Source organism: Thioclava sp. PTB-PU3-1 (genome assembly GCF_055666785.1).
Window position 1 is genome coordinate 1006658 of the sequence record NZ_JBVNVL010000001.1, and the last position, 26041, is coordinate 1032698.

Below are 26041 nucleotides of genomic sequence, written 5' to 3' on the forward strand. Positions count from 1 at the left end.
ATCATACCTCCACGTATTTGCGCCACGGATGCGCTTCCTTGAAGCCCAGAACCTCGCGCGCCTTGCGGTTCGAAATCGGCGCCTCGTCGGGGCCCATCTCGCGGGTGATCGGCGTGTTCGGGCAATATTTTTTCAAGAACTCGGTGGTCGGCATATCGGCGGTAATCGTGTCGTTGACCGCGTTGAACACCTGATAGCCCAGCCCGTCCTTCTCGATGCACAGATGCACGATCTCACCCAGATCGCGGGCGTCGATATAGCTCCAGGCGTTGCGCTTGCGGCTCATCGGGTCCTCGAGGAAGCCCTTGAACATGCCGTATTCATCCGGCTCGATCACGTTGCCGATGCGCAGCGCATAGATATCCGCACCGTAGCGGGCGGCGAAAGCGCGGGCGGTCTTTTCGTTGCAGACCTTGGAGAGGCCGTAGCTGTCCATCGGATCGCTGTCGTAATCTTCCTCGAGCGGGAAGGAGTGGAAATCCTTGTCGCCCTCGGCGAAGCACACGCCATAGGTCGTCTCGGACGAGGCGATGATCACCTTGCGTACGCCGAGCTTCATTGCCGCCTCGAGCACATTGTAGGTGCTCATGACATTGGCCTGATAGGTCACGTTGTCGGGCTCGATCAGCACGCGCGGGATCGCGGCGAAATGCACGATCGCATCGGGCGGCGACGGCGGCGCGCCTTTCTCGAACCCGCCGAAATCGTGGTGGGTGGTGAGCGCGTTGAACACGGCGCCGCTGTCGGTCACATCGGTGATCAGCGTGTTGACGCCGGGCAGGTCGAGCGGCTTGAGGTCGACGTTGAGCACATCGTAGCCCTTGCTCAGCAGATGCGGCACCGCATGACGCCCAGCCTTGCCGGTTCCGCCTGTAAATACTACGCGCTTGGTCATTTCAGTCTCCGTTTCGTTCATTCACATTTGGTTCGATGGGACGGCCTCAGCCGGTCGCCGCCAGCATCACGCTTTCCTGCGTGGCGTTCTCTCGGGTCAGTTCGCCGCTGATCTTCCCCTCCTTCAGCACGATCACACGGTCGCTGATCGCCAAAATCTCCGGCAGGTCCGAAGAGACGACGATGATCGACATTCCCTCCTCGGCCATCTTGCCCAGCAACGTGTGGACCTCGGCCTTCGCGCCAATGTCGATCCCGCGCGTCGGTTCGTCGACGATCAGGATCTGGGGGCGCCGCGCGGCCCATTTCGCCAAGACGACCTTCTGCTGGTTGCCGCCCGACAGGTTGAGCACCTTCTGCTCGGGCGACGGCGTCTTGATGCCCAGCGCGCGGATGTAATCCGCACAGGCCGCGGTTTCCTTGCGACGGTTCACGAAGTCGAGGCTGCAATAGTCACTCAGATGCGTCAGCGAGAAATTCTCGCGCACCGACATGCCGAGGACAAGCCCGCGCGACTGCCGATCCTCGGTCACAAATCCGAGCCCATGCTCGATCGCGTCCGAGGGAGAGGAAATCCGCGTCGGTTTGCCGTTGATCGAAATCTCGCCGCTATGGGGGCGGCTGCCGAAGATCATCTCCATCACTTCGGTCCGCCCGGCGCCGACCAGACCGAAGAAGCCCAGCACCTCGCCGCGACGCAGGTCGAAATCGACGTCGCGTACGAAGACGCCTTCGTCTTTCACGCGCTTCTCGGTGAGATTTCGGACCGACATCAGAACCTCGTCGGTCGCGTGGGAGATGTGATGGCCGAACAGCTGGTCGAGTTCACGGTCCACCATCAGGCGCACCAGCAGGTCGCTCGTCATCTCGGACACGGGCCGGGTGTCCACGGTGCGCCCGTCACGCAGCACGGTGACGCGGTCGGCGATCTCGAAGATTTCCTCGAGCTTGTGCGAGATGAAGACGATGCCCACACCCTGCGCGGCCAGCTTGCGCGACATGCGCAACAGCGTCGATGCCTCGTGGTGGCTGAGCGACGCGGTCGGCTCGTCCATGATGATGAGTTTGGAATTGTAGGAGATGGCGCGGGCGATCTCGATCAGCTGTCTCTGGCCGATCGAAAGCGTGCCGACCATCGCTTCGGGATCGATTTCCACGCCAAGCTCGTGCAGCACCGCGCGGGTGTCCGCATTCATCTTGGTGCGGTCGATCAGGCCGGTGGGCAACAGCGGCTCGCGCGCGAGAAAGACGTTCTCGGCGACGGTGAGGTTATTCACCACCGCGAGTTCCTGGTAGATGATCGAGATACCGAGCGACCGCGCATGGACCGGGTTCTTGATGACGACGGGCTCGCCCTCGACCCGGATCTCACCGCCCGGATCGGCGCGCAGCACGCCGGTCATGATCTTCATCAGGGTGCTCTTGCCGGCGCCGTTCTCACCCGCCAGCACATGCACCTCTCCCGAATTGAGATGCAGGTCGACGTGGTCCAGCGCCTTCACCCCGGGAAAGGTCTTGGAAATGCCGATCATTTCGAGAAACGGTTTCATCGCGGCCTCTGGCTGAAGAATGTCGGGCGGGGCCGCGTTTGGCCCCGCCCAGGTCTTGTCGGAGATTACTTGGTGTAGCTGTCGAGGTTGTCGGCAGTCACAACGGTCACACCGGTGTCGATGTTCTGCGGGTCGGTCTCTTCACCCTTGATCTGGGCCACGAGATGCTCGACCGCCAGCTTGCCCATCGTGATCGGGCGCTGCACCATGATGCCGTCGATGAAGCCTTCCTTCACGCCTTTGATCGTGTCGGGCAGATCGTCGAAGGCAAAGACCTTCAGCTGGCCTTTCTTATCCGCGAATTCCTGCTGTGCGAGAACCTTCGCCACGGCCGGGCCACCGACCTGGCTGATGCCGAAGATGCCCGAGAGGTTCGGGTTGGCGCGCAGGAGCGCCTCGGTCACCGACACGGCGCGGGCGAGGTCATCCTCGGTGCCTTCGGTCGCGACCAGCTTGATGTCGGGATAGTCCGCCAGCGCTTCCTTCACGCCGTCGATCCGCTCGTTCAGGTTCGAGGCGCCGAGCTGACCGGTGACGATCGCCACTTCACCCTTGCCGCCGAGCGCTTCGGCCATGGATTTGCCCATGGTCACGCCAGCCTGCTTGTTGATCGTGCCGATATACATGCTGCGCGAGCTGTTGGCGCTGTCACTGTCGAAGGTGACGACCTTGATGCCCGCATCGGTGGCCTGCTTGATGATGCCTTCGACCGATTTCGGCTCGTTGACCGAGATCCCGATCCCGTCGACATGGCGTGCCATCAGGTCCTCGATGATCTTGACCTGCGTCGAACCTTGCGTGTTCGCGGGCACAACCCACTGATACTTCACGCCCAGTTCATTGGCCGCTTCCGCGCCACCGGTGTTGCAGTCGTCGAAGAACGGAACGGCCACTTTCGGCACGAGCGCCACGGTGATGTCCTGAGCATAGGACGCTGCGGTCCCCATACCGGTTGCCAGGGCCAGAACCGCAGCGGCGGCTTTCATTGCAATACGCATCTTGTCTCCTCCTCCGGACCCAACCAACCGCGGCGGGCCCCTGTTGTTGATGCAGTTTCGGTTTCACGCCCCGCACCGGGGCATTCTTCGTCCGGATCTCGCGCCGCTCTCTCCTCTTCGAGACGCGGTCCGGCTTCTTGATCTTGTTCCTTCCCGGACGGCGCGGCTCAGCCGCGCCCGCCCATCCGATTGCGCAGCACGTCCAGGCTGACCGCGATCAGGATCACGCCGCCGGTAATGGCCTGCTGGGCATAGGTGTTGATGTTGAGCAGCACGACGCCGTTGGCGATCTCACCGATCAGGGCAGCCCCGATGACCGCGCCGAGCACCGAGCCGATACCGCCCGCGAGGCTCGCCCCGCCGATTGCGGCCGCGGCGATCACTTCAAGTTCCGAGCCAAAGCCGGACGCCGGTTCCGCCGAAAGATAGCGCGAGAAGGCGATGACGCCGGCCAGCGCGGAAATCGTCGAAGACAGGACGTAGACCGCGAGCTTCACCCGCTGGACCTTCACCCCGCTCAGACGCGCCGCGTTCTCGTTGCCGCCCGTGGCATAGACGTGCCGACCGAAGCGGGTCCGGGTCATGATGACCGTGAAGATGAGCGTCAGCACGAGCAGGATGACCACCGGCACCGGCACCGGGCCGACATAGCCCTGCCCCAGAAAGCTGAAGCTCTCGGGCGTCTCCGGGGTCAGCGGCACGCCGTGGGTGATCATGTACATAAGGCCGCGACCGATGCTCAGCGTGCCGAGCGTGGCGATGAACGGCGGCAGGCCGATCGCAGTGATCAGCAGCCCGTTGGTCAGCCCGAAGGCAAGCCCGACACCGAGCCCCGCAGCCACCGCCGCATATTGCGAATAGCCCGCGTCGAAACAGAGCGCCGTGATCAGACCGGCAAGCCCCATCGCGGAGCCAACCGACAGGTCGATCCCGCCCGTGATGATGACCATCACCATGCCGATGCTCATGATCGCCGTCAGCGAGAATGCCCGCGACACGCCCATCAGGTTCGACACGGTCAGGAAATACGGTGTGAACAGGCTGATCAGCAGCCCCATCAGGATCAACGCGATCAGAACGTTGAATTCACGCATGTGACGCAGTTGAAGCAATTGATGCAGGACTCGCATGGATTTCCTTTCCGATGGCGTGACCGAATTTTCCGACAGTGCCAAAACGCCCCTCCCTTCTCCGCATCCCCGACGTTCCACTCGCTCATCCCGGAACCGATCGCGTCGGTTAGGGGCTGGCGGGTCGGACGGGGATACGCCCGAAAATGCTAGCGCTGCCATTCCTCCTGTGACAGCGCTGTCATATTGCGAACTGCAAAGACGACTTGTCAATCAGCAAATAACAAAAACTTGTCTCAGGACAGGTGTCGCAACGACGCGCCCTCCCCGGCGGAACATAGTTCCGACCCCCGCCGAAGCGTTTCAAACAAGGGTCTTGAGACATTCCGGCTTGTCATCGCGCCGGGTCCGTGGTGATACTCGCAAAACATGACAGCGCTGTCATAGCCAACGGGACGAAAGCACCCAGACCGCAACAAAGGAGCCCGCCCATGACCGACGAAAGCTACGAATCACCCCGCCCTCTGGCGATGATCCACACCGTCGCCGGGCTGATCCCGGAACTCGAAGGTCTGGCGCAGAAGCACCTGCCCGACTGGAAAGTGTTCAACATGCTCGACGAGAGCCTTCTGCGCCTGACGATCCGCGAGGGGTCGGTCAGCCCGATGACGGCGCGACGCCTGACGGGCATGATCTGGTCGGCGGTCGATGCGGGGGCCGAAGCCGTCCTCGTGACCTGCTCTAGCCTCGGCGGCGCGGTCGAACGTATCGCACCGCTCTGTCCCGTCCCGCTGATCCGTATCGACGAGGGAATGGCGCAGGAGGCGGTCGCAAAAGGCCGCCGCATCGGCGTGCTCGCAACCCTGCAATCGACCCTGACACCCACCGTCGAACTGGTCGAACGCGTCAGCCGCGAGGCCGGGGCGGACAGCACCATCACGAGCGAGGTCGTCGAAGGCGCCTTCGAGACGCTGCAATCGGGCGACCGGGAGGGACATGACGCGCGGGTGGCCGAAGGCATCGCCCGGCTCGCCCGCGAAAACGACGTGGTGGTTCTGGCACAGGCCTCGATGGCACGCGCACTCGAACGGCTCGAACCGAGCGCGGATGACCCGCCGGTCCTGACCAGCCCGACGCTGGGCATCGCCCATGCAGCAAGACGTCTGGCGCGCTGATCGCGCCTGAAGAAACGATACTCAAGAGGAGGAGATATCCATGAAATACAGAACCCTAGGACGATCGGGGCTCAAGGTCTCGGTGCTCACGATGGGCACGTTTACCTTCGGCGGCGCAGGCGCCTTCAAGGCCGTCGGCGCCCAAGGCGTCAGCGACGCGCGCAAGCTGGTCGACACCTGCATCGACGCCGGCATCAACCTTTACGACACCGCGAACATGTACTCGACCGGCCTGTCGGAAGAGATCCTCGGCGAAGTGCTCGACGGTCGGCGCGATGACGTGCTGATCTCCTCCAAGGCGCGGATGCGGATCGCCGATGGCCCGAACGACGAGGGTTTCTCGCGCTATCACCTGATCCGCGAATGCGAACGCTCGCTCAAGCGGCTGCGCACCGACCACATCGACATCTACCACATGCATGAATGGGACGGCGTGACCCCGATGGAGGAGATGGTCTCGGCGCTCGACACGCTCGTGCAACAGGGTAAGGTCCGCTACATCGCCTGCTCGAACTTCTCGGGCTGGCACATCATGAAGGCGCTCGGCGTCAGCGACCGGAGCCTACGCGAACGCTTCGTGGCCCAGCAAATCCACTACACGCTCGAGGCCCGCGAGGCAGAATACGAATTGCTCCCGATCTCGGTCGATCAGGGGCTGGGCGTGTTGGTCTGGAGCCCGCTCGCCGCCGGCCTCCTGTCGGGCAAGCATCGCCGCGGCAAGGACACTCCGGAAGGCTCGCGTCAGTTCGCAGGCTGGACCGAGCCGCCGATCCGCGACGAAGAGAAGCTGTGGAACATCGTCGACACGCTGGTCGAGATCGGCGACGCGCATGGGGTCTCTGCCGCGCAGGTCGCGCTGGCATGGCTGCTGACGCGTCCTGCAGTCAGCTCGCTCGTCATCGGCGGACGCAACGAACAGCAGTTCCGCGACAATTTCCGCGCCGTGGATCTGGAGCTGAGCGAGGACGAGCTGAAGCGCCTGCACGAGGTCAGCAAGCTGCCCGTGATCTACCCCTACTGGCACCAGCAGCAATTCGCCTCGGACCGGTTCAGCCCGGGCGACTGGGCGCTGCATCGCGATTACATCGAAAGCTGATCAGGGGCGCGCCTTCGTCTCAGGCGAAGGCGCGCATCCAGCCGAGGCCGCCCTCGGTCCGACCCGCCGGGCGATATTCGCAGCCCACGAACCCCTCATAGCCCAGCGCGTCCAGCTCACGCAGGATGCGCGTATCGTCGAGCTCGCCGGTTCCGGGCTCATGCCGATCCGGTACCGCAGCGATCTGCACATGCCCGATGATCGGCGCCATCTCCCGCAGCCCCATCAGCACGTCACCGTGCAGGATCTGGCGGTGATAGATGTCGAATTGCAGCTTGAGATTGGGCAGCCCCAACGCCGCGATCAGATCGGCGGCGAAGCTGAAATCATCCAGAAAATAGCCCGGCATGTCGCGTGTGTTGATCGGCTCGATCACCACGTCGCGCCCCTGCGCCCCGGCCGCCTCGCAGACCCGCCGCAGCGAGTCGCGGTAGGCGCTCAACGCCGCCGCGTCTTTGCGTGAAGCCAGCCCGCTCATCACATGGACCCGCCCTACCCCGGTCGCCTCTGCGTAGCGCAGCGCGGTATCGATCGAGGCCCGGAATTCCTCTCCGCGCTCCGGCAGAGCCGCCAGCCCGCGATCGCCTGCCTCCCAGTTGCCGGGCGGCAGATTGAAGAGCGCCTGCGTCAGCCCGTGCTCATGCAGCCGCTCCGCGATCGCCTCGGGCGGGTGGTCATAGGGGAAAAGATATTCGACCGCATCGAAGCCTGCCTTTTTCGCCGCAGCGAAGCGGTCGAGAAAATCGTGCTCGGTGAACATCATCGTCAGGTTGGCGGCAAATTTCGGCATCGCTCAGCCCTCGCTCGCGGGGGTGGCACCGGGTAGTTCGAGCCCTGCGATATCTGCCAGCATCCGCGCCACCGAGGCATCGTCATCGCGCCCCATTCCGGCGGCTGCCGTCATGACGAACATCTGCATCGCCGTGCTTGCAATCGGAGTCGGGAATTTCATGTCCCGCCCGATATCCGCCACGATCCCGAGGTCCTTGGTGAAGATATCCACCGCGCTGCGCGGGCTGTAATCGCCCTCGAGCACATGCGGCACCCGGTTCTCGAACATCCAGGAATTGCCCGCCGAGGCGGTGATCACCTCGTAGACCTTCTCCAGATCCAGATCCATCGCCTTGGCGAAGGTGATCGCCTCGCAGGCCGCCGCGATATGCACCCCGGCCAGAAGCTGATTGACCACCTTGAAGGCCGCGCCCGTGCCCGCCTCCTCGCCCAGCTCGTAGACCTTGGCCGCGACGCTATCGAGCACCGGACGGATGCGCGCAAAAGTCGCGGACGGCCCCGAGCCCATGATCGTCAATTCACCGCTGGCCGCACGCACGGCGCCCCCGCTGATCGGCGTGTCGAGATACTCCACGCCCACCTCGGCGCAGCGCTTGGCGAAGACGCGCGCCAGATCGGGCGCCATCGTGGCGCAGGACATCACGACGCCGCCTTTGGACATGGTCGCAACGGCGCCGCCCGGTCCGAAAAGCACCTGCTCTGTCTGGTCGGCATTGACGACCACGGCGATCACCAGATCCGCATCTTGCGCACCCGTCGCAGGGTCGGCCGCAACCGCACCGCCAAGGGCGGAGAAGCGCTCCATCGCATCGGCATTCACATCGACGCCCGTCACCGCGAACCCGTCTCGCAGCAAGCTCTCGGCCATGCCGAAGCCCATCGATCCCAGACCGATGACACAGACCTTCGTCTCTTGGGGTGACTTCATGCGGAATACCTCTCAATCGCCGATTTCTAATCTCACTCCGCCCCCTCCCAGCGTCCATCTTGCGCTTGCATTGCTGGAATGATAGCGTTGTCATTACATCGTTAGCCCGAGCTGCAACGGCTTGGCAAGGGCTATGTGAAATCGCCGTCCCGAGCCGTCGGGGCGATCGGCGATCTGTGGACCGAGGGAGGAATTTCCATGCTGATCGGAGCGGTCGCCGACGATATTACCGGCGCCACTGACCTGTGCCTGATGCTGTCACGCAGCGGGTTGAAGACGCGGCAGGTCATCGGCCTGCCGGGGCCGCAAATGGACCTGTCGGGAGCCGATGCGGTGGTGGTCGCGCTGAAGTCGCGCACCATTCCGGCAGCCGACGCGGTCGAGATGTCGCTGCAGGCCGCGAAAGCCCTGCGTGCAGCCGGGGCGCAGCGCCTGATGTTCAAGTATTGCTCGACCTTCGACTCCACCGACGAAGGCAATATCGGGCCCGTCACCGAGGCCCTGATGGAGTTCACCGGCGCGACCCTGACCATCGCCTGCCCCGCCTTCCCGGCGACCGGGCGCACGGTCTACAAGGGCCACCTCTTCGTGGGCGACCGCCTGCTGTCGGAAAGCCCGCTGAAAGATCACCCGCTCACCCCGATGCGCGACCCCGATCTGGTGCGGGTTCTGGGGCGGCAGACGGCGCTGAAAGTGGGCTCCATCGACATCACCACGATCCGGCAGGGAGAGGCCGCGCTGCGCAAAGCGCTCGACGCTGCACGCGCCGCTGGCACCCGCATCGTCGTCACCGACACGATCGACGAATCGGATCTGATGACGCTCGGCGCGGCCTGCGCGGAGATGCCGCTGATCACCGGCGGCTCGGGCATCGGTCTGGGTCTGGCCGCAGCCCTTCGCGACCAGAGCGACGCGCAAAGTGCACCGGATCGGATGCCGGCCCCGGAGGGCCGCTGCGCGATCCTCGCGGGCTCCTGCTCGGTCGCGACCCGCGGCCAGATCGCGGCGGCGCAAGCGGCGGGCCTGCCGAGCCTCGCGCTCGACGTAGAGGCGCTGACCGAAGGCAGACAGAGCGCGGATGAGATCGCCGACTGGGCCATCGCGCAGCCCGCCGACAGCACGCCCCTGATCTATTCCAGCGCCGATCCCGCGCAGCTCAGCAAGATCCAGTCCCGTCTGGGCCGAGACGCCTCCGGCGCGCTGGTCGAAGACACGCTGGCGGCGGTCGCCGAACGCCTGCGCGACGCCGGGTTCACCCGGATGCTGATCGCGGGCGGCGAGACGTCGGGCGCGGTGACGACGGCGCTCGGCGTGCGCCTGCTCGACATCGGTCCCGAGATCGACCCCGGCGTGCCGTGGACGATGAGCCTGTCCGGCCCGCGCCTCGCGCTCGCGCTCAAATCGGGCAATTTCGGCGCCGAGGATTTCTTCCTCAAGGCGTGGGACCTGCTGGAGTCGGAGGTCGAACATGTCTGACGAAACGCGTCTGCGCGACCAGATCTGCACCATCGGGCGCTCGCTCTTCGATCGCGGCCTGACCGCAGGGTCTTCGGGCAATATCTCGGCGCGGCTGCCCGATGGCGGTTGGTTGATGACGCCCACCAATGCCTCGCTCGGCACGCTCGACCCAGCCCGGATCTCGCTCTTCGACCGGGACGGCAACTTCGTCTCGGGCGACAAGCCGACCAAGGAATCCTTCCTGCATTTCGCGATGTATGACGAGCGTCAGGAGGCGGGCGCGGTGATCCACCTGCACTCGACCCATTCGACGGCCGTCTCGATCCTGCGCGACATCGACCCCGAGGACGTGCTGCCGCCGCTGACCGCCTATCACGTGATGCGCGTGGGCAAGCTGCCGCTGGTCCCCTATTACGCACCGGGCGATCCCGAACTGGCCGAGGCCGTGCGCTCGTTGGCCAGCGCGCATCACTCGGTTCTGCTCGCCAATCACGGCCCCGTCGTCGCAGGCACCAGCCTGTCGAACGCGCAATACGCCGCCGAAGAGCTGGAGGAGACCTCCAAGCTGTTCCTCGCGCTGCAAGGCCACGCGATCCGCCCGCTCACCCAGTCGCAGGTCGCGGACCTGCGCAAGCGCTTCAATCTCTGACCCGAATTTCACGACCTACCGACCCAAGCGGAGTACCCAATGACTAAGACCCAGGAAACCATCGGCTTCATCGGCACCGGCCTGATGGGCCACGGCATGGCCAAGAACATCGTCGAGAAAGGCTATCCGCTGACCGTGATCGCCCACCGCAACCGCAAGCCGATCGAGGACCTGGTCTCGCGCGGGGCGACCGAAGCATCGTCCTATGAAGACCTCGCCGCCCGTTCGTCGATCATCTTCCTGTGCCTCACCGGCGCGCCCGAGGCCGCCGAGGCGGTCGCGAAGCTGACGCCGGGCCTGAAAGAAGGCAGCGTGATCATTGATTGTTCGACCGGCGAACCGACCATGACGATGAAGCTCGCACAGGACATGGAGGCGATCGGCGTCGCCTATGCCGATGCACCGCTCAGCCGCACCCCGAAAGAGGCCTGGGAAGGTACGCTCGATTGCATGGTCGGCGCGGATGAAGAGCTGTTCGCACGCATCGAACCGGTCATCGACACCTGGGCGGGCAAGATCGTGCGCGTGGGCAGTCTGGGCGACGGCCACCGCATGAAGCTTCTCAACAACTTCATCTCTCTCGGCTATGCCGCGCTTTATTCCGAAGCCCTCGCGCTGTCGCGCAAGGTCGGCATTCCGATCGAGCAGTTCGACAAGGTGATCCGGGGCGGCCGGATGGATTGCGGCTTCTACCAGACCTTCATGGGCTACGCGCTCGAGGGCAACCGCGAGGCGCACAAGTTCACCCTCGCCAATGCCTACAAAGATCTGCGCTATGTCGAGACGATGGCCAATGCCGCCACCGTCGCGACCCCGCTCGCCAGCACCGCCAAGAACGCCTTCGCGATGGCGATGGCAACCGGTGGCGACGGCTCTGAAGATTACGTGCCGCATCTCGCGGATTTCGTAGCACGCGCGAACGGGCTCGACTAAGCCCACGCACCTCCCGAAAGCGACGTTTCAGCCCGGCCAGAGATGGTCGGGCTGAGCATTTATCGGCTCCGCCCGAGCGGTCCGGTTTGAATGTTCGTGCATGGCGCGCCGCGAGCCCATCGGGAGGATGGGCTCAGGGGCTGGTGAGGGCACTCCTCACTCGTCGGGGTGGAACAGATGCGTCCGGGCGGGGTCGAACGCCAGATCGATCCGTTCGCCGCGTTCGAATTGCTTGTCCTCGCTGAAGGCGGCGATCAGGCTCGTGCCGTCCGTCATCGCCAGATCGACGACCGTTTCACTGCCCAGCCGTTCGACGAGCGATACCTGACCGTGCAGGACGCCCTCATCGGGCGTGCTGGGGGTGACGTATTGCGGGCGCAGGCCCAGCAGGGCGGTGTCGCCGGGGGCGAATTTGCGACCGCGCACGGGCACGACGATCGGGTCCATGGAGTGGCGCGCGACCTTGGCGTTTTCGCTGTCGGCCTCCAGGACTTCGACCTCGAGGAAATTCATCGACGGCGCGCCGAGGAAGCCTGCGACGAAGCGGTTGGCCGGGTTGTGATAGAGCTCCATCGGCGAGCCCGACTGCATCACCAGCCCGTCGCGCAGCACCACGATCTTGTCGGCGAGCGTCATCGCCTCGACCTGATCGTGGGTGACGTAGATCATCGTCGCGCCCAGCTGCTTGTGGAGCTTGCCGATCTCCATGCGCATGTCCATCCGAAGGGCCGCATCGAGGTTCGAGAGCGGCTCGTCGAAGAGGAAGACCGAGGGGTTGCGGGTGATCGCGCGCCCGATCGCGACGCGCTGGCGCTGGCCGCCCGAGAGCTGGCTGGGGCGACGGTCGAGCAGATGCTCCATCTGCAGAATTTCGGCGGCGCGCTGCACTTTCTCCGCCTTCTCGGCTTTCGACGCGCCCGAGATGGTGAGGCCGAAGGCCATGTTGTCGCGCACGCTCATATGCGGAAAAATCGCGTAGCTCTGGAACACCATCGCCACGCCGCGTTCGCGGGGCTGCACGTCATTGACGCGCTCGCCGTCGATCTCCAGCGTGCCGCCCGAGATGTCCTCGAGCCCGGCGATCATCCGCAGCAGCGTGGATTTCCCGCAACCCGAGGGGCCGACGAAAACGCAGAACTCGCCATCGGCGATGTCGATATCGACGCCCCGGATGACCTCATGGGCGCCATAGCTCTTGCGCAGCCCGCGCAACTTGATGTCTGCCATGTCATTTCCCTCCCTGCTCGGCATCAGGGTCGATGTGCAGATAACCCTCCGCGTCCACGAGAACGGGCTCCGGGTCACGAATCTGGCCGACGAAATGGTCGTGGCCGTTGTCGTCGAACCCCATGATCACCAGACCCTCGGCAGTCTTGAGGATGCGTGCGGCATAGCGCCGGCACGGGTTCGCGCCATCGAGAAAGCCCGGGGCGATCCGCCACGGCCCGCGCGGGTTGTCTGCGATCAGGTAGTGGTTGCCGGTCACCGGGGTCATACCGGTTTCCGCGATCCGCGCGCGGCTCCAGTGCTCGGCGGCGGTGCAGAACAGGCAATACCAGCGCCCGTTCTCCTCGAAGACCTGCGGCACTTCGAGCTGACCGAACCCGCCAACGAAGACCGGCGGCTGCAGGTCCCAGTGGATCAGGTCGGGCGAGGTGGCGAAGCCGATGGCCCCGGCCGCGTTCGCCTCTTCGATGCCGGGGGCGCGGGCGGTGAAATACATCAGCCAGCCGTCGCCTGCGGGGTCGCGCATCACCCAAGGATCGCGCATCGCCCGGTCGTGCCAGTGACCGACCATATGTTTTGCCTCGTACTGCGCGGCATTGGGGCCGGTCAGGTCGAGGCAGAGCCCGTCGCCCACGCGGTCCCAATTATGCATATCATGCGAGGTTGCATGACCGATGCGCTGATAGAGCCCGTCTTCAGACTGCCGACCGCCCGTGTAGAACAGGTGCCACAGCCCGTCATCGTCGCGCAGCACCGACCCGGTCCAGGTGACCAGATCGTCCCAGGCCGGGGCCGGAGCCGGTGCGAGCGACGTTCCCAGATGCTGCCAGCTTATCAGGTCGTCCGAGACCGCGTGGCCCTGGCTCACGTTGAAGTGACGCAGGTCCGGATCGCCGAGGGACTTGTCGGCCTTCAGGAACCAGGCATGCCAGCGTTCGCCGTCATGGGCATACCAGCTGTCCCAGACCCATTGCTTATCGAGTGCGAGAACCATGTCGGATTATCCTTTCACGCCGGTAGAGGCGATGGAGGCGATGAACGCCTTTTGAAGCACGAGATAGAAGGCGAGAACCGGCACCGTGATCAGCGTCAGGTAAGCCATGATCTCCCCCCATGCGGGGTTGAGTTGGAAGAAATACTGCAGGCCGACCATTACCGGGCGATACTGCTCTTGCTGGACCACGATCAGCGGCCAGAGATACTGGTTGTACATGATCAGGAATTTCAGGATCGCGGCGGTCGCGATGACAGGCCCCGAGAGCGGGATCACCACGCGGCGATAGATCTGGAACCAGCTTGCGCCCTCGACGCGAGCCGCTTCGATCAGCTCGCCGGGCAGGCCTTTGAAATACTGCACGAAGAGGAAGATCGTCAGCCCGTCCGCGATCCACGGGATGATCTGAACGCGGTAGCTGTCGAGCCAGCCCCAGCTGAGCCCGTCCAGCCCCAGCCAGGGCAGTTTCGACACTTCCAGCAGAAGCGGGATCGCGATCGTCTCGAACGGCACGATGAAGGTCGCGAGAATGATCGAGAGCATCACGTCGCGCCCGCGCCATTGCAGGAAGACGAAGGAGAACCCGGCGAGCGAACAGATCACCAGCGACAGCAGCACCGTCGTCCCGGTCACGAAGATCGAGTTGAAGACGAAAAGCCCGACCGGGGCGCGCTCGAAGGCGCCGGTGTAATTGTCGAGGCTGAGCTGGCCCACCGGCAGGAAGGCGCGCAGGCTCGACGTGTCGCGCAGCAGCTCGTCGCTGGGCTTGAAGCTGGACATCACCATGAACAGCAGCGGCAGGACGAAGATCAGCGCGATCAGGATCAGCACGAGATAGCGCACACCCAGCCGCAGATTGCGGTTATCGGAACCAATGACACTCATTTCAGCGCTCCCTCGTCAGCCAGCGTTGGATCATCGAAATCACCAGAACGATCAGGAACAGGATCACCGAGATCGCCGAGCCACCCGCGATGTTCTGCATCCCGTAGCCGCGTTGCACGGCCTGGAAGACCAGCGTCTGGGTGGAGTCGAGCGGGCCGCCCTTCGTCATGACGTCGATCTGGGCGAAGATCGCGAAGGCCTGCATGGTGATCACGATTAGCACCAGCACGGCGGTGTGGCGCAGCCCCGGCCAGGTGACATAGCGGAAGGTCTGCCATTTCGACGAGCCTTCGATCGCTGCGGCCTCGTAGAGCGTGGGCGGGATCGTCTGAAGCCCGGAAAGCCAGATCACCATGTGGAAGCCCACCGCCTGCCAGATCGACATCGTGATGATCGCGCCAAGCGCGGTATGTGGATTGCCCAGCCAGTCGACGGGCTGGAAATGCCCGAAGCTCAGGAAGGACAGCATGTTGTTCAAGAGCCCGTTCTGCCCCGAATAGATGAAACGCCAGAGCAGTGAGACGACGACGATCGAGACCACCACGGGCATGAAATAGATGGTGCGGAAAATCGTGATCCCGCGCAGTTTCTGATTAATCAGCAGCGCGAGACCCAGTGCGATCGCGGCCTGGATCGGTGCGACCATCAGCACGAAGATGCAGGTGTTGAGCAGCGCTTTCCAGAAGACGACGTCGCTTGCGATCACCACATGCGCCGTGTCGCCCGAGACCCAGCGGAACCATTCCTGCATGCCGTGATATTGCGGCGTGTCGGGGTTGCGCGTGATGGAGCGCAGGCGGGGAAATTCGGCCTGCCCGTCGGCATCGGTGACGGTCTTGCCCGCGCTATCGGTCTTGGCCTGAAGGTCGACCACCGCGATGTTGAGCATTTCCCGGTAGTTCTCGAGGCCTACGAAACGCGTGGCATTGGGCGAGATCAGCCGCTGGTTGGTCAGCGAGAAGCCGACGCCCAGAAAGAAAGGCGTGATGATGAAGGCGAGGATCAGCACGATGCCCGGCAGGGCAAAGGCCCATCCCGCCCGATTGGCGGAAGTCAGTGACGAGCGCATGGCGCGGTCTCCCGGTCTGAAGTTGGAGGTGGGGGCGCGACAATCGCGCGCCCCCGCGGCACAGCGGCTCAGTTCTTCTTGTAGCCGTCGTTGCGCTTGATATCGGCGTTGATCTGGTCGGTGGCGGAATCGAGCGTGTCGATCACGTCAGCCCCGTCCGCGATATCCGCGGCGGCCTTCTGGAACACCTTGGAGTCGACGACGTAGCCGGGCGTCACCGGACGTTTCTCGGCTTGCGCCTCGGACAGGCCGTAGAACACTGCAAGCGGACCGCCCGTCTTGTAGTTCTTGGTCATCTGCGCGGCCGACTTGGTGGCCGGGATCAGGCCGAGCGCATCCGAGAACTCCGCCAGATACTTGTCCTGCGTCGCGAACTTGATGAACTCCGCCGCACCTTCGGGAGCCTTGGAGCTGGCCGAGATGCCGAACTGCCAGGACGCGCCGCCGATCTTGGAGCCGTTGCCGAAGTCCGGCGCGGGCAGGAACTCGACATCGTCGACCTTGTCCATCGTCTTGACCGCATTCCAGTTGCCGTTCCACGAGAAGGCGTATTTGCCGTCGATGAAGCCGGTTTCATGGGCTGCCGGGTCCTGGCTGGTGCCGGGCGCCAGCTTTTCGGTAAACAGCGACTGCCACCAGTTGCCCCATGCGATCGCGGCATCGCCGTTGAGCACGCCCTCTGCGGTGTCATAGGTCTCGCGGTTGACCAGCCCGCCGCCGAAGCTCTGCAGGAAGGGCAGGAACGCATAGGGATACCACTCGCCCTTGTCCGACATGCCCAGATCGATTGCGTAGTCGAACTTGCCGCTCTTCTTCGCGGCTTCGAGCGCGCTCATGAACTCGTCTTTGGTCCAGGGTTTGTCGAGCGTGGGCGTGCGCAGCCCCAGCTCTTTCATCGTGGACTTGCGCGCATAAAGCGCGACCGCCGCGTCCCACAGCCCGATCGAGTAGAGCTTGCCGTCATAGACGCCCTTGGTGCCGGGCAGGAAATCCTTGAAGTGATCTTCCGGGATCGGCAGCGGCTGCAGATAGCCCGACCAAGCCCAGTTCGGCATGATCGGCCCGTCCATGTCGAGAATGTCGGGCAGGTTGCCTGCGAGGGCTGCTGCCGTCACCGAGTCATTGTAGCTATTTTGCGGGAAGCTCTGCAGCGCGACCTTGTAATCCGACTGGCTCTTGTTGAAGTCGTCGATGATCTGGTGGACGATCTTGCTCTCCACCTTGTTGCCTGCACCGTGATACCACATCGTCAGATCGGTGGTCGCGAAGGCAGCGCTGCAGAACCCGGTGGCGGCAATGACCGCCCCGGCCGTCACATTCAATAGTTTCATGTCATCCTCCCTTGGATGTCTGGCTTTCGAGTTCGAGGTCGGTCACAGAGGAGCGCCAGAATACGCGTCCCGCCACCCGCACGGGGTCGTGCGGACGGGATGCCTCCTCCGAGATCAAGGAAAGCAAAAGCTCGGCCGCCTGCCTGCCCATCTCGGCATAGGGCAGTTCGACCGTGCTCAGCGGCGGGTAGAGGGTCTCTGCGATCGCGCGGTAATTATCGAAACCGGCGATGGAGATATCCTCCGGGACACGGATGCCGCGGGTGCGCAGCAATCCGTAAAGCTGCATCGCCATCTCGTCATTGCCGCAGCAGATCACGGTTGGCGGTTCCGGCAGCGCGAGGATCCGGTCGAGCGCCTCGTCGAGCCACCGGTGCAGAAATTCGGTGTTGATCGGGTAGCCTGTCGATACGAGCGCGGGGTCGTAGGCGATCCCCGCGGCTTCAAGCGCTTCGCGATACCCCTCGATGCGAAGCGGCACCGCATCCATCGCGGGATCGAATGTCAGATAGGCAATGCGCCTGTGGCCATGCGCGGTCAGACGCTCGACGAGCCGTTTCTCACAGGCCTTGTCGTCGGGCACGATCGCCGGGGTTCCGTGCGCGTCGTAGCAGTTTGCGAGCACCAGCGGGCAAGCCGGTGTCGCGGTCTCGAAGGCCACCCGCTTGTGATAGTCGGCGACATAGATCAGCCCCTCGACCCGATGCTCCTGAAACGTGCGCAGGAGTGCGGGAACCTTGTCGATCTGTCCGGCCGTATCCGCGATCATCAAGGTCAGATCGCGCTCGGCGACGACCTGCTGAATGCCCTGAAGGATGAACAGATCGGGCAGCCCCTTGGGGTCGGACAGCTCGGCCGTGCGCGAAATCGCCCCCGTCACGACGCCGATCAGCCCCGATCGGTTCGAGCGCATCATGCGTGCCGCGCTCGAGGGGACATATTTCAGCTCGCGAATGGCGGTTTCCACCTTCTCGCGGGTCTTTTTGCCGACCGGCGCATCCCCGTTCACGACGCGCGACACCGTTTTCGGCGAAACGCCAGCCAGCTTTGCTACATCGTAAATCGTCGACACGACGGCCCCCTCCAACGCAGAGAAAACTCCGCGACTCCCAAAAGACATCGATGTCATAATCAGAAATGTCATCGATGTCAAATTGAGTTGGAATGTGACCCTTAGGCCCTGCCCCGTGCGCCTTGGAAGTGCGATCTCCCGAACTGGAGCTCTCCCAGAGCCCTCAGCACCACCACGAAGTCCGGGTGATCGATAAGCGGTTCAATATCTTCGGAATGCATATTCCCGCGCAGGTGAAGCGCAGGGCCCGCACGCGCGCGATCTTTCTCGGGCCGATTGTAGCCGGGCAGCACGACAAGATTGACGCCGAGCGACGACAGGCCGCTCCCCCATGCCTTGAGGATCGCTTGCGCCGCAGGCCGGCAATCAGCGGGCTGCCCGCAAGATCTGCTCGACCCCTTCCGCGTCCAAACGGATCGGATTGCCTCCGGCACAGGGATCGCGCAACGCATCGGCGATCAGGTCGGGGATATCACCGTCATCAACCTTCACGCCCATTTCGCTCAGCGTCGAAGGCATGTCGATGCGCGCCTGCAACGCCTCGAGCCACGCAAGAACCGCCGCGCCGGGATCGTCGCCCTCGAGCCGCAATTCATGCGCGAGCGTCGCCATCTGTTCGGTCACGGCAGGCAGGTTGAAGCGGAGCACATGCGGCATCAGCACCGCATTGAGCATTCCGTGATGCGCATCGTAGCGCGCGCCCAAGGGATGCGCCAAGGCATGCACCGCGCCGAGCCCCTTTTGCAGGGCCGTGCAGGCCATCGCGGAGGCGACGATCATGTTCGAGCGCGCCTCCAGATTTTCGGGCTCCCAATAGGCCGTCGCCAAGGCCCCATCGATCATCTTCAGGGCCGTCAGGGCCAAGCCATCGGCCATCGGGTGCCAGCCCGGCGCACAGAGGGCTTCCAGCGCATGCGAAAGCGCATCCATACCGGTCGCGGCCGTCAGAGTGGGCGGTAGGCCAACGGTCAACTCGGGATCGAGGATCACCAGTTCCGGCAGCATCTCGGGGTGGAAGATGATGACCTTGCGATGGGTCTGGGTATCGGTGATCACCGACGATCTGCCGAATTCGGAACCCGTCCCTGCCGTTGTCGGGATCGCGATGACAGGCACCATTCCCTCGGTCTGAACGCGCCGGAAGTTGTCGCCGACATCCTCGAAATCCATCAGGGGGCGCGACTGCCCCGCCATCATCGCGACGGCCTTCGCGGCATCCATCGCGGAGCCTCCGCCAAGCGCGATGACGCAATCATGGTCGCCTTTGCGCAAGACCTCCCGTCCCGCCATGACATTTTCCACAGTGGGGTTCGGCTGCACATCGTGGAAAAACCCGGGCTCCATGCCTGCAGCTTTCACGATCTCCAGCGCCTGCGTTGCGATCGAAGAGGTCGCGAGACCTCTGTCGGTGATCAGCAGCGGGGCCGTCGCACCGATCTCCACCAGGCCTGCGGGAAGATCGGACAGGCGCCAAGCTCCGAACCAGACTTGCGTCGGGAAACTCCAGCGCGCGTGGAGGCTCGCAAAATCGAATTCACTCATGGGATGGTCCTGTCGAAGTGATCAGCTCTCGGCAATTGCGCTCAGGCGGCGACGGGCGGCGCGTTTGCGCAACCTGTCGACGGCGAAGATCAATACCAAGGCGGGGATGAAGGTCAGCGTGGCGAGGGCCGGGTAGATCGGGGACGAACCCACGGCGATCCCCGAGAAGACGAAGGTCGGCAGCGTGCGCGTCGAGCCCGAGAGGCTGTAGGTGATGTAGAAATTTCCCCACGACAGCAGGAAGGCGAAGATCGCGGCCGAGAAGATCCCCGGCCAGATCAGAGGAAGCGTGATCTCCCGCAGGATCTGCCAGCGGGTCGCCCCCGCATCCTCGGCGGCATAGTCGAGCGTGTTGTCATAGCCCTGCATCTGCACCGAGATGATCACGATGCAGAAGGGCGTGATGTAGATGACATGCCCGATCACCGCGGACCAAAGCCCGGGCGACATGTTCAACCAGCCGGCCAGCACCGAGAACCACAAGAGCATCACGACGCCCAGCAAAAGCTGCGGGAACAGAAGCGGCGCGAAGGTCAGGATGCGAAAGCCCCATTGGAAGCGGAACTTGTAGCGGCTCCAGGCGAAGGCGCCCCCGATGCCAAGAAGCGTCGCGAAGACCGTCGCGAGCACCGCGAGAAGCGCCGAATTGCCAAGCGCGGACCAGAAATCGCGATCCGCCAGCAACTCGCCATACCAGCGGGTCGAGAATTCGGGGATCGGCCAGGACAGGAAGCGGCTCTTGGTGAAGGAGAACAGAACCAGCGTAGCAATCGGGATGTAGAAGAAAATCAGCGCGGCGAACACGGAGCCGTAAAGCAGGACATCCGCAATTCGCTTTTCCATGCGATCAGTCATTTACCACCCTCCGCGCCTGCCAGAGCGCGACCGCTCCGGCCACCGTCAAAGCCGCCGCCCCGATCACTATCAGGACGAGCGTCAGCGCCGCCCCCAGGGGCCAGTTCACGCGGGTCTCGAAACTCTGGCGGATCAGTTCCGCCGCGAGCGGTGAGGTCCCGCCCCCCATCACCTTCGGCTCGAGAAACACGCCGAGGCTGAGCACGAACACCAGAACCGCCCCCGCCCAGATGCCGGGCTTGGCAAGCGGCAAGGTCACCTCGATGAAGGCGCGCAGCCGGGACGCACCCGCGTCACGTGCCGCGAGCACCAGATCTCCATCGATCCGCGCCATAGAGAGCGCGATAGTGAAGATCGTGTAGGGCAGCAGGTTGTAGACCATGCCGATCATCGTCGCGTTCGGCGTGAAGAGCACGTTCACGGCGGCTGGCGGAAATCCGATCGCCTCGAGCGTGCCGTTCAACACGCCGGAGCGGTCGAGAAACAGCACCCAGCCGAAGGTCTTCAGGACCGCATCGGTGAGAAAGGCGAAGACCATCAGCAGGGTGATATGGTCGGACCAGCGCGACAGTCGATGCAGCATGCCATAGGCGATCGGGATCGCGAGGATGGTGCAGAGCACCGTGCAGACCAACGCCATCATCAAGGTGCGCCACATGATCGTCCAGTAATGGACTTGGCTGAACACGTCGGTCCAGACCTTCAGATCCCATGTCCAGACGAGCCGGTAATATTGCGTGCCCTGAAAGCTCAGGAGCGCCGTCATGATCAGCGGGATCACGAAGAACAGCCCCATCAGCAGCAACAGAGGCAAGGTCGACAGGCGCAATGCCCCGTCCCGCCAGGTTTTCTGTATCTCGGCCATCGCTTACGCCTCCACGGCGAACAGGTCGCCCAGCGCAAGGCCGAGCTTCACCGGATCGCCTTGTTTCGCCGGCAAGGTGGAGGTGCCGGGGATATCCATCACGATCTCGGTTCCAGCCGCCGCGATCCGATATTGGATCGATGCGCCCCGGATGAAATACTCGTTCACCGTCCCGGTGATGGTGCAGTCGGCGCTTTCGCCCGGCGCAAGCAGGCGCAGCATTTCCGGACGGATCATCAGCGCCGCATCGGCCCCCGCCGCGACACCGGGCGCGACCTGATCGGCAGCAATGATCGGGTTTGCGCAATCGAGAACGTCGCAGGCGAACCGGAACGCATCGCCCTCTCGCGTGAGCTTGGCGGGCAGCAGGTTGGTATCCCCGATGAACCCGGCCACGAAGGCATTCGCGGGGCGATAATAAATCTCGGACGGCTCGCCCAGTTGCACGATCTTCCCGGCGCGCATGACGCAAATCCGGTCGGCGAGCATCATCGCCTCTTCGAGGTCATGCGTGACATGGACGAAGCTCGTCCCGACATGGCGATGCAGGTGCTTGAGTTCAGCCTGCAGGGATTTCTTGAGCTTCGCGTCGAGCGCGCTCATCGGTTCGTCCAGCAGCAGCACCGGCGGCTGCGACACCATCGACCGCGCGAGCGCCACGCGCTGTTGTTCCCCGCCCGACAGCTCGTGCGGGTAGCGGTTGAGGTAGCTCTCCTTGAGATGCATCAGCTCCAACATCCGGCGCACGGCGGCGTCGATCTCGGGCTTCGCACGCTTGGCCAGATGCAGCGGGAAGCCGATATTCTGCGCGACGGTCTTGTGCGGGAAAAGCGCGAGCTTCTGGAACACCATCCGCGTCGGCCGGGCCGAGGCGGGGATCTCGGTCATATCCTCCCCGTCGATCACGAGACTGCCCGCCGACAGGTCCTCGAAACCGGCAAGGATCTTGAGCAACGTGGTCTTGCCGCAGCCCGAAGGCCCGACGAGGGCCAGAAATTCTCCATTGGCGACTTCCAATGAGATATCGGTCAGCGCGCGATAGGTGCCGTAGTATTTATCGATTCCGGTGGCTTTGATGATGGGAGAAACCAAGGGGGACTTCCTGTCTCAGAAAGGGAGCAAGGGCGGCGAAACCGCCCTTGCAAATCGGGAGATCAACGCGCGGCGGCCAGTTCCTGAGACCAGATCTCAAGCATCTGGTCGATATTCGGCGCCACGTTGTGGAAGTGGGATTTGTCCCAGGCCTCCCACATGTAATCCATCTGCAGCACGTCCTTCTGCTCGTCGGTGAACAGAGCTTCGGCTTCCTGCGAGGGCACGAGGTTGCAGGTCGCTTCCGTCCAGGCGAGCTTGACGGCCACTTCCGGCGAGGTCAGGTCGCGCAGCAGAGCCTTGGCCTTGGCATCGTCGACCGGGTCTTTCACGACCCCGCCCGCTTCCATCCAGATGATGCCCTGGTTCAAACCGTCCTTGGGCTCCGGCACGATCGACATGATCTCTTTCTGACCATCCTTGCGCAGCGCCGAGGTGCAGTAGGTGCCGCCCCCGATCAGGGTTCTGAACGAGCCGTCCATCAGGCCCTTCTGCGCGACCGACAGGTCTCCGACGATCGCCCGCGTGTTCTTGAAGAGCGCGCGCAGCACGAGGCGGATCTCGTTGAGCTCGGCGTCGTCGAGCTCCTTGTAGGGATCGATCCCGGCATAGAGCGCCATCGGCATGATCGGCCAGTCGCCCCAGTCGAGCACACAGATCTTGTCCTTGTAGGCCGGATCGAAACAGGGGGCGTAGCTGCTCCAGTTCTCGAGCTTGTCATACTTGGTGTTGACGGTCGGCCCGACCCAACCCCAGCGCGTCGGCAGGCCGGTGGTCTTCCCGTCGAAATCCAGCGGCGCGAAGGGGGCGCGGAACTGCGGGTAGAAGCTCTCGTAGACATCGGCGAACTCGGCGTCGTCGAGAAATTCCCCGATATCGGCCGGTCCCATACGCTGCACCCACGGGCTGTCGGTTGCGACCACGTCAAAGTCACGCCACGCACCCGCTGCGAGCTTGGCGAAACCGCCGGGGCTGTCGGTGATGAGGTCGATCGAGATCGAAACGTCGTTCGCCTCCTCGAAGGGCTTGATGATGTCGGGGCTGTCATAGCCCTCCCAACACATGAATTTCATGGACGTGGCGGCATGTGCCTTTCGCGGCATCAGCCCTGCCCCCGCGAGCCCTGCCGCGCCCATGCCTTGCAGGAACGTGCGGCGATTGGGTGAAAACATCGGTATTCCCTTGGACTTTGTCATCTCTCTTTACTCCCGGTTGGTTGGATCAAGGCCAGATTTCTTTTCTTGTTTCAGACGACCTCTAGGTATCTTTCCCGTTCCCAAGTGCTCACATGGCGCAGGAAAGAAGCGTATTCGTGGCGCCGCGCGCGCACGAAACTGTCGATGAACACGTCGCCGAAAATCGCCCGAGCGACTTTGCTTTCGTTCAGCCGCTCGGCGGCCATGCCAAGATCGCTCGGGAAACGGGTGTCGGGCGACGGGTCCAGAAGATACTGATCGCCCGAAGCAGGCGGGCCCGGATCGAGCTCGTTCTCGATCCCCCACAACCCGGCGCCAAGGCACATCGCCAGAGCCAGATGCGGGTTCGTATCTGCTGACGGCACACGGAATTCCACGCGGGTCGCATCGGGGCTGTCATTCATCACCCGCGCCGCGACCGTGCGGTTCTGGATCGCCCACGAGGCCGCAGTGGGCGCCCACATCCCCGGAACCATCCGGCGATAGGCATTCACCGTCTGGCTGCAAAGCGCGAGCATCTCCGGCATCAGAGCGACCAGCCCGGCGATGAAATGCCGGGCGGTCTGGCTCAGCCCATCTGCATCGCTGGGATCGACGAAGGCGGGACTGTTGTCGGTCAGGTTGCGCAGCGAGACATGCAGGTGCCCGGACTGCCCCGAGAGGTTCTCATTCAGCTTCGACATGAAACAGGCGGTGAGCCCGTGGCGGCGGAAATAGGTTTTCGCGAAGTTCTTGAACAAGGCGGCATCGTCGGCGGCCTTGACCCCGGGCGCATGGGTCAGCGGCACTTCGAGACAGCCGGGGCCAAGTTCCGTATGCAGCGCGTCGAGACCGATCCCGAGGCTCTCCATCATCGCCACGAGCCCATCGAGCAGCTCGTGCTCATTCGCCAGCGTCTCGAGCGAGTAGGTCTTGTTGCCCAGCGCGTAATGCTTGGGCTCGGCAAACCCGCCCTCGCGCAGGCTCGCCGCGTTCTCGTCGAGCAGGTTGAACTCGAACTCGAAAGCCGAATGGACCGAGAAACCCATGTCCCGCGCTTTCTCGAGCTGGCGGATCAACTGGTTTCGTCCCGACCGCTCTCCAAAGGGCATCGCGTAATCGGCGATGCAGATCGCCTGATCGCCCTCGAAGGGCCACGCGCGCACCGTCTCGGGGAAAAGCTGCGCTGGCACGTCGGTATAGTCGCCGCTCCCATAGGTTTCCTCGGCGCTGTCCCAATTGTAGAGCACATCGCAGAACGGGTAGCCCCCTTGGGCCAGCTTCTCCGCCTTGGCGCGCGCGACCCGTTTGACGCGGAACATCCCGTCCTGATCGAAAATCCCGATATGCACATATTGCGCGCCGATCCGATCGAGCATTTCGTGCATATCGACATGATGGGGGGTATCAGCTTGCATTCCGCAGCATTCCATTTTTTCCTGATCGGGTTCAGCTTAGAGCCTTGGCTGAGCCTACCAATACCCCCCGAGGGGTATGCCGCGTTCCCCGCAACGGGCGCCGCGGATCGAAGCGAGACCGGGAACGATGTCAGGATGGAATGAGCGCATCGCCGATGCGATCACTGCGATGGGGACCGAAGAGTTCGCCAGAACGCTCGACCGGGCGACGGAGACGCTGTTTCCCTACAAGATTTGCATGGTCTTTGCCTATGAGGGCAACGCGACGCCGCAATCGCTCTACCACAATCTGCCGCCGGATGCGGCGCGGATCGTGATCTGGGATTATTGCACCGGCCCGTATCTGCTCGACCCGTTCTACGCCGAGACCGAACGGCGGCGCTCGGGGATGGCTGGGCTTCGGCAGATGGCGCCGGACAAGTTCTTCCAGTCGGAATATTACGCCAAGCATTACAGCCGCACCGGCATTCGCGACGAGATCGGCATCTTCGCCGCGATCGGGCCGGAGCGGGTCGCGGTGATCAGCTTCGCCCGGGAACGCGGCCAGCCGGTTTTCAGTGCGCGCGAGCGGGCGCGTCTCGCCGAGGTGGGCCCCGTCATCGAAGCCCTGATGCGCGGCCATTGGGGCGTCACGGCAGCGCGCGAGGCGCGCGACGCCCCGGCAGATAGCGCCCTGCCCCCACTGCAGGTCCTGCTCGACCGAATTGCCGGTGGCGTTCTGACCCCGCGCGAGACCGAGGTGATCGCGATGGTGCTGCGTGGCTACTCAACGACCGCAATCGGCGCAAATCTCGAGATCAGCGACGAGACGGTGAAGGTCCATCGCAAGAACGCCTACCGGAAGCTGTCGATCTCGTCCCAGGCGCAGCTCTTCTCGCTGTTCCTGAAGGCGCTGGACGAAAGTTCAGTGGCAGGTCAGTTGCAGCAGCGTCGATCTGGGTAGCCCTCCGCCCAGCGCCGACGACTCCGAGAG

Annotated in this window: 24 protein-coding genes; 6 read left to right on the forward strand and 18 right to left on the reverse strand. The window is 63.6% G+C overall.

Going from position 1 to position 26041, the window contains the following annotated elements; genetic code table 11:
• Window position 1: 1 nt before the first annotated feature.
• From ACZ7GB_RS04625 to ACZ7GB_RS04640, 4 genes are all read right to left on the reverse strand, one after another.
• On the reverse strand, window positions 2-895 hold the full coding sequence (locus ACZ7GB_RS04625; RefSeq protein ID WP_472157796.1) for an NAD-dependent epimerase/dehydratase family protein: 894 nt from the start codon (window positions 893-895) through the stop codon (window positions 2-4).
• 46 nt (window positions 896-941) lie between these two features.
• Window positions 942-2444, reverse strand: a complete 1503-nt coding sequence (locus ACZ7GB_RS04630; RefSeq protein WP_078519925.1) for a sugar ABC transporter ATP-binding protein — start codon at window positions 2442-2444, stop codon at window positions 942-944.
• Between the two features lie 65 nt (window positions 2445-2509).
• Window positions 2510-3442, reverse strand: a complete 933-nt coding sequence (locus ACZ7GB_RS04635) for a sugar-binding protein (RefSeq protein WP_078519926.1) — start codon at window positions 3440-3442, stop codon at window positions 2510-2512.
• Between the two features lie 167 nt (window positions 3443-3609).
• Window positions 3610-4572 (reverse strand): ABC transporter permease, encoded by a 963-nt coding sequence (locus ACZ7GB_RS04640; protein ID WP_075776414.1) that lies wholly within the window; start codon window positions 4570-4572, stop codon window positions 3610-3612.
• Between the two features lie 431 nt (window positions 4573-5003).
• On the opposite strand from ACZ7GB_RS04640, the gene ACZ7GB_RS04645 reads away from it, so the two are divergent.
• Window positions 5004-5687: an aspartate/glutamate racemase family protein gene (locus ACZ7GB_RS04645; RefSeq protein ID WP_472157797.1), complete on the forward strand. Its 684-nt coding sequence runs from the start codon at window positions 5004-5006 to the stop codon at window positions 5685-5687.
• A 40-nt stretch (window positions 5688-5727) separates the two neighbouring features.
• Window positions 5728-6783, forward strand: a complete 1056-nt coding sequence (locus ACZ7GB_RS04650) for an aldo/keto reductase (RefSeq protein WP_472157798.1) — start codon at window positions 5728-5730, stop codon at window positions 6781-6783.
• A gap of 19 nt (window positions 6784-6802) precedes the next feature.
• Here the strand turns inward: ACZ7GB_RS04650 and otnI are convergent, their stop codons facing one another.
• The gene (gene otnI, locus ACZ7GB_RS04655) at window positions 6803-7573 is read right to left on the reverse strand and encodes a 2-oxo-tetronate isomerase (RefSeq protein ID WP_472157799.1); all 771 of its coding nucleotides are present in this window, start codon (window positions 7571-7573) and stop codon (window positions 6803-6805) included.
• Window positions 7574-7576: 3 nt separating this feature from the next.
• Window positions 7577-8503, reverse strand: coding sequence for an L-threonate dehydrogenase (ltnD, locus tag ACZ7GB_RS04660; RefSeq protein ID WP_472157800.1), 927 nt, complete (start codon window positions 8501-8503; stop codon window positions 7577-7579).
• Between the two features lie 198 nt (window positions 8504-8701).
• Here ltnD and otnK point away from each other — a divergent pair, with 198 nt between their 5' ends.
• The 3 genes from otnK to ACZ7GB_RS04675 are packed head-to-tail and all read left to right on the forward strand — an operon-like array spanning window position 8702 to window position 11543.
• Entirely contained in the window at window positions 8702-9979 is a 1278-nt protein-coding gene (otnK, locus tag ACZ7GB_RS04665; protein ID WP_472157801.1) for a 3-oxo-tetronate kinase, read from the forward strand.
• On the forward strand, window positions 9972-10610 hold the full coding sequence (otnC, locus tag ACZ7GB_RS04670; protein WP_078519932.1) for a 3-oxo-tetronate 4-phosphate decarboxylase: 639 nt from the start codon (window positions 9972-9974) through the stop codon (window positions 10608-10610). The genes otnK and otnC overlap by 8 nt, the downstream gene beginning before the upstream one ends.
• Before the next feature lie 39 nt (window positions 10611-10649).
• The gene (locus ACZ7GB_RS04675; RefSeq protein ID WP_078569684.1) at window positions 10650-11543 is read left to right on the forward strand and encodes an NAD(P)-dependent oxidoreductase; all 894 of its coding nucleotides are present in this window, start codon (window positions 10650-10652) and stop codon (window positions 11541-11543) included.
• Window positions 11544-11699: 156 nt separating this feature from the next.
• Here ACZ7GB_RS04675 and ACZ7GB_RS04680 read toward each other — a convergent pair whose 3' ends face one another.
• From ACZ7GB_RS04680 to ACZ7GB_RS04735, 12 genes are all read right to left on the reverse strand, one after another.
• Complete coding sequence (locus ACZ7GB_RS04680; RefSeq protein WP_078519934.1) at window positions 11700-12770, reverse strand: ABC transporter ATP-binding protein; 1071 nt, start codon at window positions 12768-12770, stop codon at window positions 11700-11702.
• Window position 12771: 1 nt separating this feature from the next.
• Window positions 12772-13764 (reverse strand): levansucrase, encoded by a 993-nt coding sequence (locus ACZ7GB_RS04685; RefSeq protein WP_472157802.1) that lies wholly within the window; start codon window positions 13762-13764, stop codon window positions 12772-12774.
• Between the two features lie 6 nt (window positions 13765-13770).
• Window positions 13771-14649, reverse strand: a complete 879-nt coding sequence (locus ACZ7GB_RS04690) for a carbohydrate ABC transporter permease (RefSeq protein ID WP_078519936.1) — start codon at window positions 14647-14649, stop codon at window positions 13771-13773.
• A gap of 1 nt (window position 14650) precedes the next feature.
• Window positions 14651-15718 carry a carbohydrate ABC transporter permease gene (locus ACZ7GB_RS04695; RefSeq protein WP_078545702.1) on the reverse strand — a complete coding sequence of 356 codons (1068 nt, stop codon included), beginning with the start codon at window positions 15716-15718 and terminating at the stop codon, window positions 14651-14653.
• 68 nt (window positions 15719-15786) lie between these two features.
• Window positions 15787-17049 (reverse strand): ABC transporter substrate-binding protein, encoded by a 1263-nt coding sequence (locus ACZ7GB_RS04700; protein WP_078545699.1) that lies wholly within the window; start codon window positions 17047-17049, stop codon window positions 15787-15789.
• 1 nt (window position 17050) lies between these two features.
• Window positions 17051-18121 (reverse strand): LacI family DNA-binding transcriptional regulator, encoded by a 1071-nt coding sequence (locus ACZ7GB_RS04705; RefSeq protein ID WP_078545697.1) that lies wholly within the window; start codon window positions 18119-18121, stop codon window positions 17051-17053.
• Between the two features lie 366 nt (window positions 18122-18487).
• On the reverse strand, window positions 18488-19663 hold the full coding sequence (locus ACZ7GB_RS04710; protein WP_472157803.1) for an iron-containing alcohol dehydrogenase: 1176 nt from the start codon (window positions 19661-19663) through the stop codon (window positions 18488-18490).
• 21 nt (window positions 19664-19684) lie between these two features.
• The gene (locus ACZ7GB_RS04715) at window positions 19685-20518 is read right to left on the reverse strand and encodes an ABC transporter permease (protein ID WP_078519941.1); all 834 of its coding nucleotides are present in this window, start codon (window positions 20516-20518) and stop codon (window positions 19685-19687) included.
• The gene (locus ACZ7GB_RS04720; RefSeq protein ID WP_472157804.1) at window positions 20511-21383 is read right to left on the reverse strand and encodes an ABC transporter permease; all 873 of its coding nucleotides are present in this window, start codon (window positions 21381-21383) and stop codon (window positions 20511-20513) included. The genes ACZ7GB_RS04715 and ACZ7GB_RS04720 overlap by 8 nt, the downstream gene beginning before the upstream one ends.
• 3 nt (window positions 21384-21386) lie before the next feature.
• Window positions 21387-22475 (reverse strand): ABC transporter ATP-binding protein, encoded by a 1089-nt coding sequence (locus tag ACZ7GB_RS04725; RefSeq protein WP_472157805.1) that lies wholly within the window; start codon window positions 22473-22475, stop codon window positions 21387-21389.
• Window positions 22476-22537: 62 nt separating this feature from the next.
• Window positions 22538-23647 (reverse strand): ABC transporter substrate-binding protein, encoded by a 1110-nt coding sequence (locus ACZ7GB_RS04730; RefSeq protein WP_158522092.1) that lies wholly within the window; start codon window positions 23645-23647, stop codon window positions 22538-22540.
• A gap of 74 nt (window positions 23648-23721) precedes the next feature.
• Window positions 23722-25068 carry a glutamine synthetase family protein gene (locus tag ACZ7GB_RS04735; RefSeq protein WP_472157806.1) on the reverse strand — a complete coding sequence of 449 codons (1347 nt, stop codon included), beginning with the start codon at window positions 25066-25068 and terminating at the stop codon, window positions 23722-23724.
• Between the two features lie 127 nt (window positions 25069-25195).
• Here ACZ7GB_RS04735 and ACZ7GB_RS04740 point away from each other — a divergent pair, with 127 nt between their 5' ends.
• Window positions 25196-26011 (forward strand): helix-turn-helix transcriptional regulator, encoded by an 816-nt coding sequence (locus tag ACZ7GB_RS04740; protein WP_472157807.1) that lies wholly within the window; start codon window positions 25196-25198, stop codon window positions 26009-26011.
• The last annotated feature ends 30 nt before the right edge of the window (window positions 26012-26041 follow it).

Bases quoted from the DNA above. Each gene is read 5' to 3' on its own strand.
- ACZ7GB_RS04625 (WP_472157796.1), bottom strand. From the start codon at position 895: ATGACCAAGCGCGTAGTATTTACAGGCGGAACCGGCAAGGCTGGGCGT.
- ACZ7GB_RS04630 (WP_078519925.1), bottom strand. From the start codon at position 2,444: ATGAAACCGTTTCTCGAAATGATCGGCATTTCCAAGACCTTTCCCGGG.
- ACZ7GB_RS04635 (WP_078519926.1), bottom strand. From the start codon at position 3,442: ATGCGTATTGCAATGAAAGCCGCCGCTGCGGTTCTGGCCCTGGCAACC.
- ACZ7GB_RS04640 (WP_075776414.1), bottom strand. From the start codon at position 4,572: ATGCGAGTCCTGCATCAATTGCTTCAACTGCGTCACATGCGTGAATTC.
- ACZ7GB_RS04645 (WP_472157797.1), top strand. From the start codon at position 5,004: ATGACCGACGAAAGCTACGAATCACCCCGCCCTCTGGCGATGATCCAC.
- ACZ7GB_RS04650 (WP_472157798.1), top strand. From the start codon at position 5,728: ATGAAATACAGAACCCTAGGACGATCGGGGCTCAAGGTCTCGGTGCTC.
- otnI (WP_472157799.1), bottom strand. From the start codon at position 7,573: ATGCCGAAATTTGCCGCCAACCTGACGATGATGTTCACCGAGCACGAT.
- ltnD (WP_472157800.1), bottom strand. From the start codon at position 8,503: ATGAAGTCACCCCAAGAGACGAAGGTCTGTGTCATCGGTCTGGGATCG.
- otnK (WP_472157801.1), top strand. From the start codon at position 8,702: ATGCTGATCGGAGCGGTCGCCGACGATATTACCGGCGCCACTGACCTG.
- otnC (WP_078519932.1), top strand. From the start codon at position 9,972: ATGTCTGACGAAACGCGTCTGCGCGACCAGATCTGCACCATCGGGCGC.
- ACZ7GB_RS04675 (WP_078569684.1), top strand. From the start codon at position 10,650: ATGACTAAGACCCAGGAAACCATCGGCTTCATCGGCACCGGCCTGATG.
- ACZ7GB_RS04680 (WP_078519934.1), bottom strand. From the start codon at position 12,770: ATGGCAGACATCAAGTTGCGCGGGCTGCGCAAGAGCTATGGCGCCCAT.
- ACZ7GB_RS04685 (WP_472157802.1), bottom strand. From the start codon at position 13,764: ATGGTTCTCGCACTCGATAAGCAATGGGTCTGGGACAGCTGGTATGCC.
- ACZ7GB_RS04690 (WP_078519936.1), bottom strand. From the start codon at position 14,649: ATGAGTGTCATTGGTTCCGATAACCGCAATCTGCGGCTGGGTGTGCGC.
- ACZ7GB_RS04695 (WP_078545702.1), bottom strand. From the start codon at position 15,718: ATGCGCTCGTCACTGACTTCCGCCAATCGGGCGGGATGGGCCTTTGCC.
- ACZ7GB_RS04700 (WP_078545699.1), bottom strand. From the start codon at position 17,049: ATGAAACTATTGAATGTGACGGCCGGGGCGGTCATTGCCGCCACCGGG.
- ACZ7GB_RS04710 (WP_472157803.1), bottom strand. From the start codon at position 19,663: ATGAGTGAATTCGATTTTGCGAGCCTCCACGCGCGCTGGAGTTTCCCG.
- ACZ7GB_RS04715 (WP_078519941.1), bottom strand. From the start codon at position 20,518: ATGACTGATCGCATGGAAAAGCGAATTGCGGATGTCCTGCTTTACGGC.
- ACZ7GB_RS04720 (WP_472157804.1), bottom strand. From the start codon at position 21,383: ATGGCCGAGATACAGAAAACCTGGCGGGACGGGGCATTGCGCCTGTCG.
- ACZ7GB_RS04730 (WP_158522092.1), bottom strand. From the start codon at position 23,647: ATGTTTTCACCCAATCGCCGCACGTTCCTGCAAGGCATGGGCGCGGCA.
- ACZ7GB_RS04735 (WP_472157806.1), bottom strand. From the start codon at position 25,068: ATGCAAGCTGATACCCCCCATCATGTCGATATGCACGAAATGCTCGAT.
- ACZ7GB_RS04740 (WP_472157807.1), top strand. From the start codon at position 25,196: ATGTCAGGATGGAATGAGCGCATCGCCGATGCGATCACTGCGATGGGG.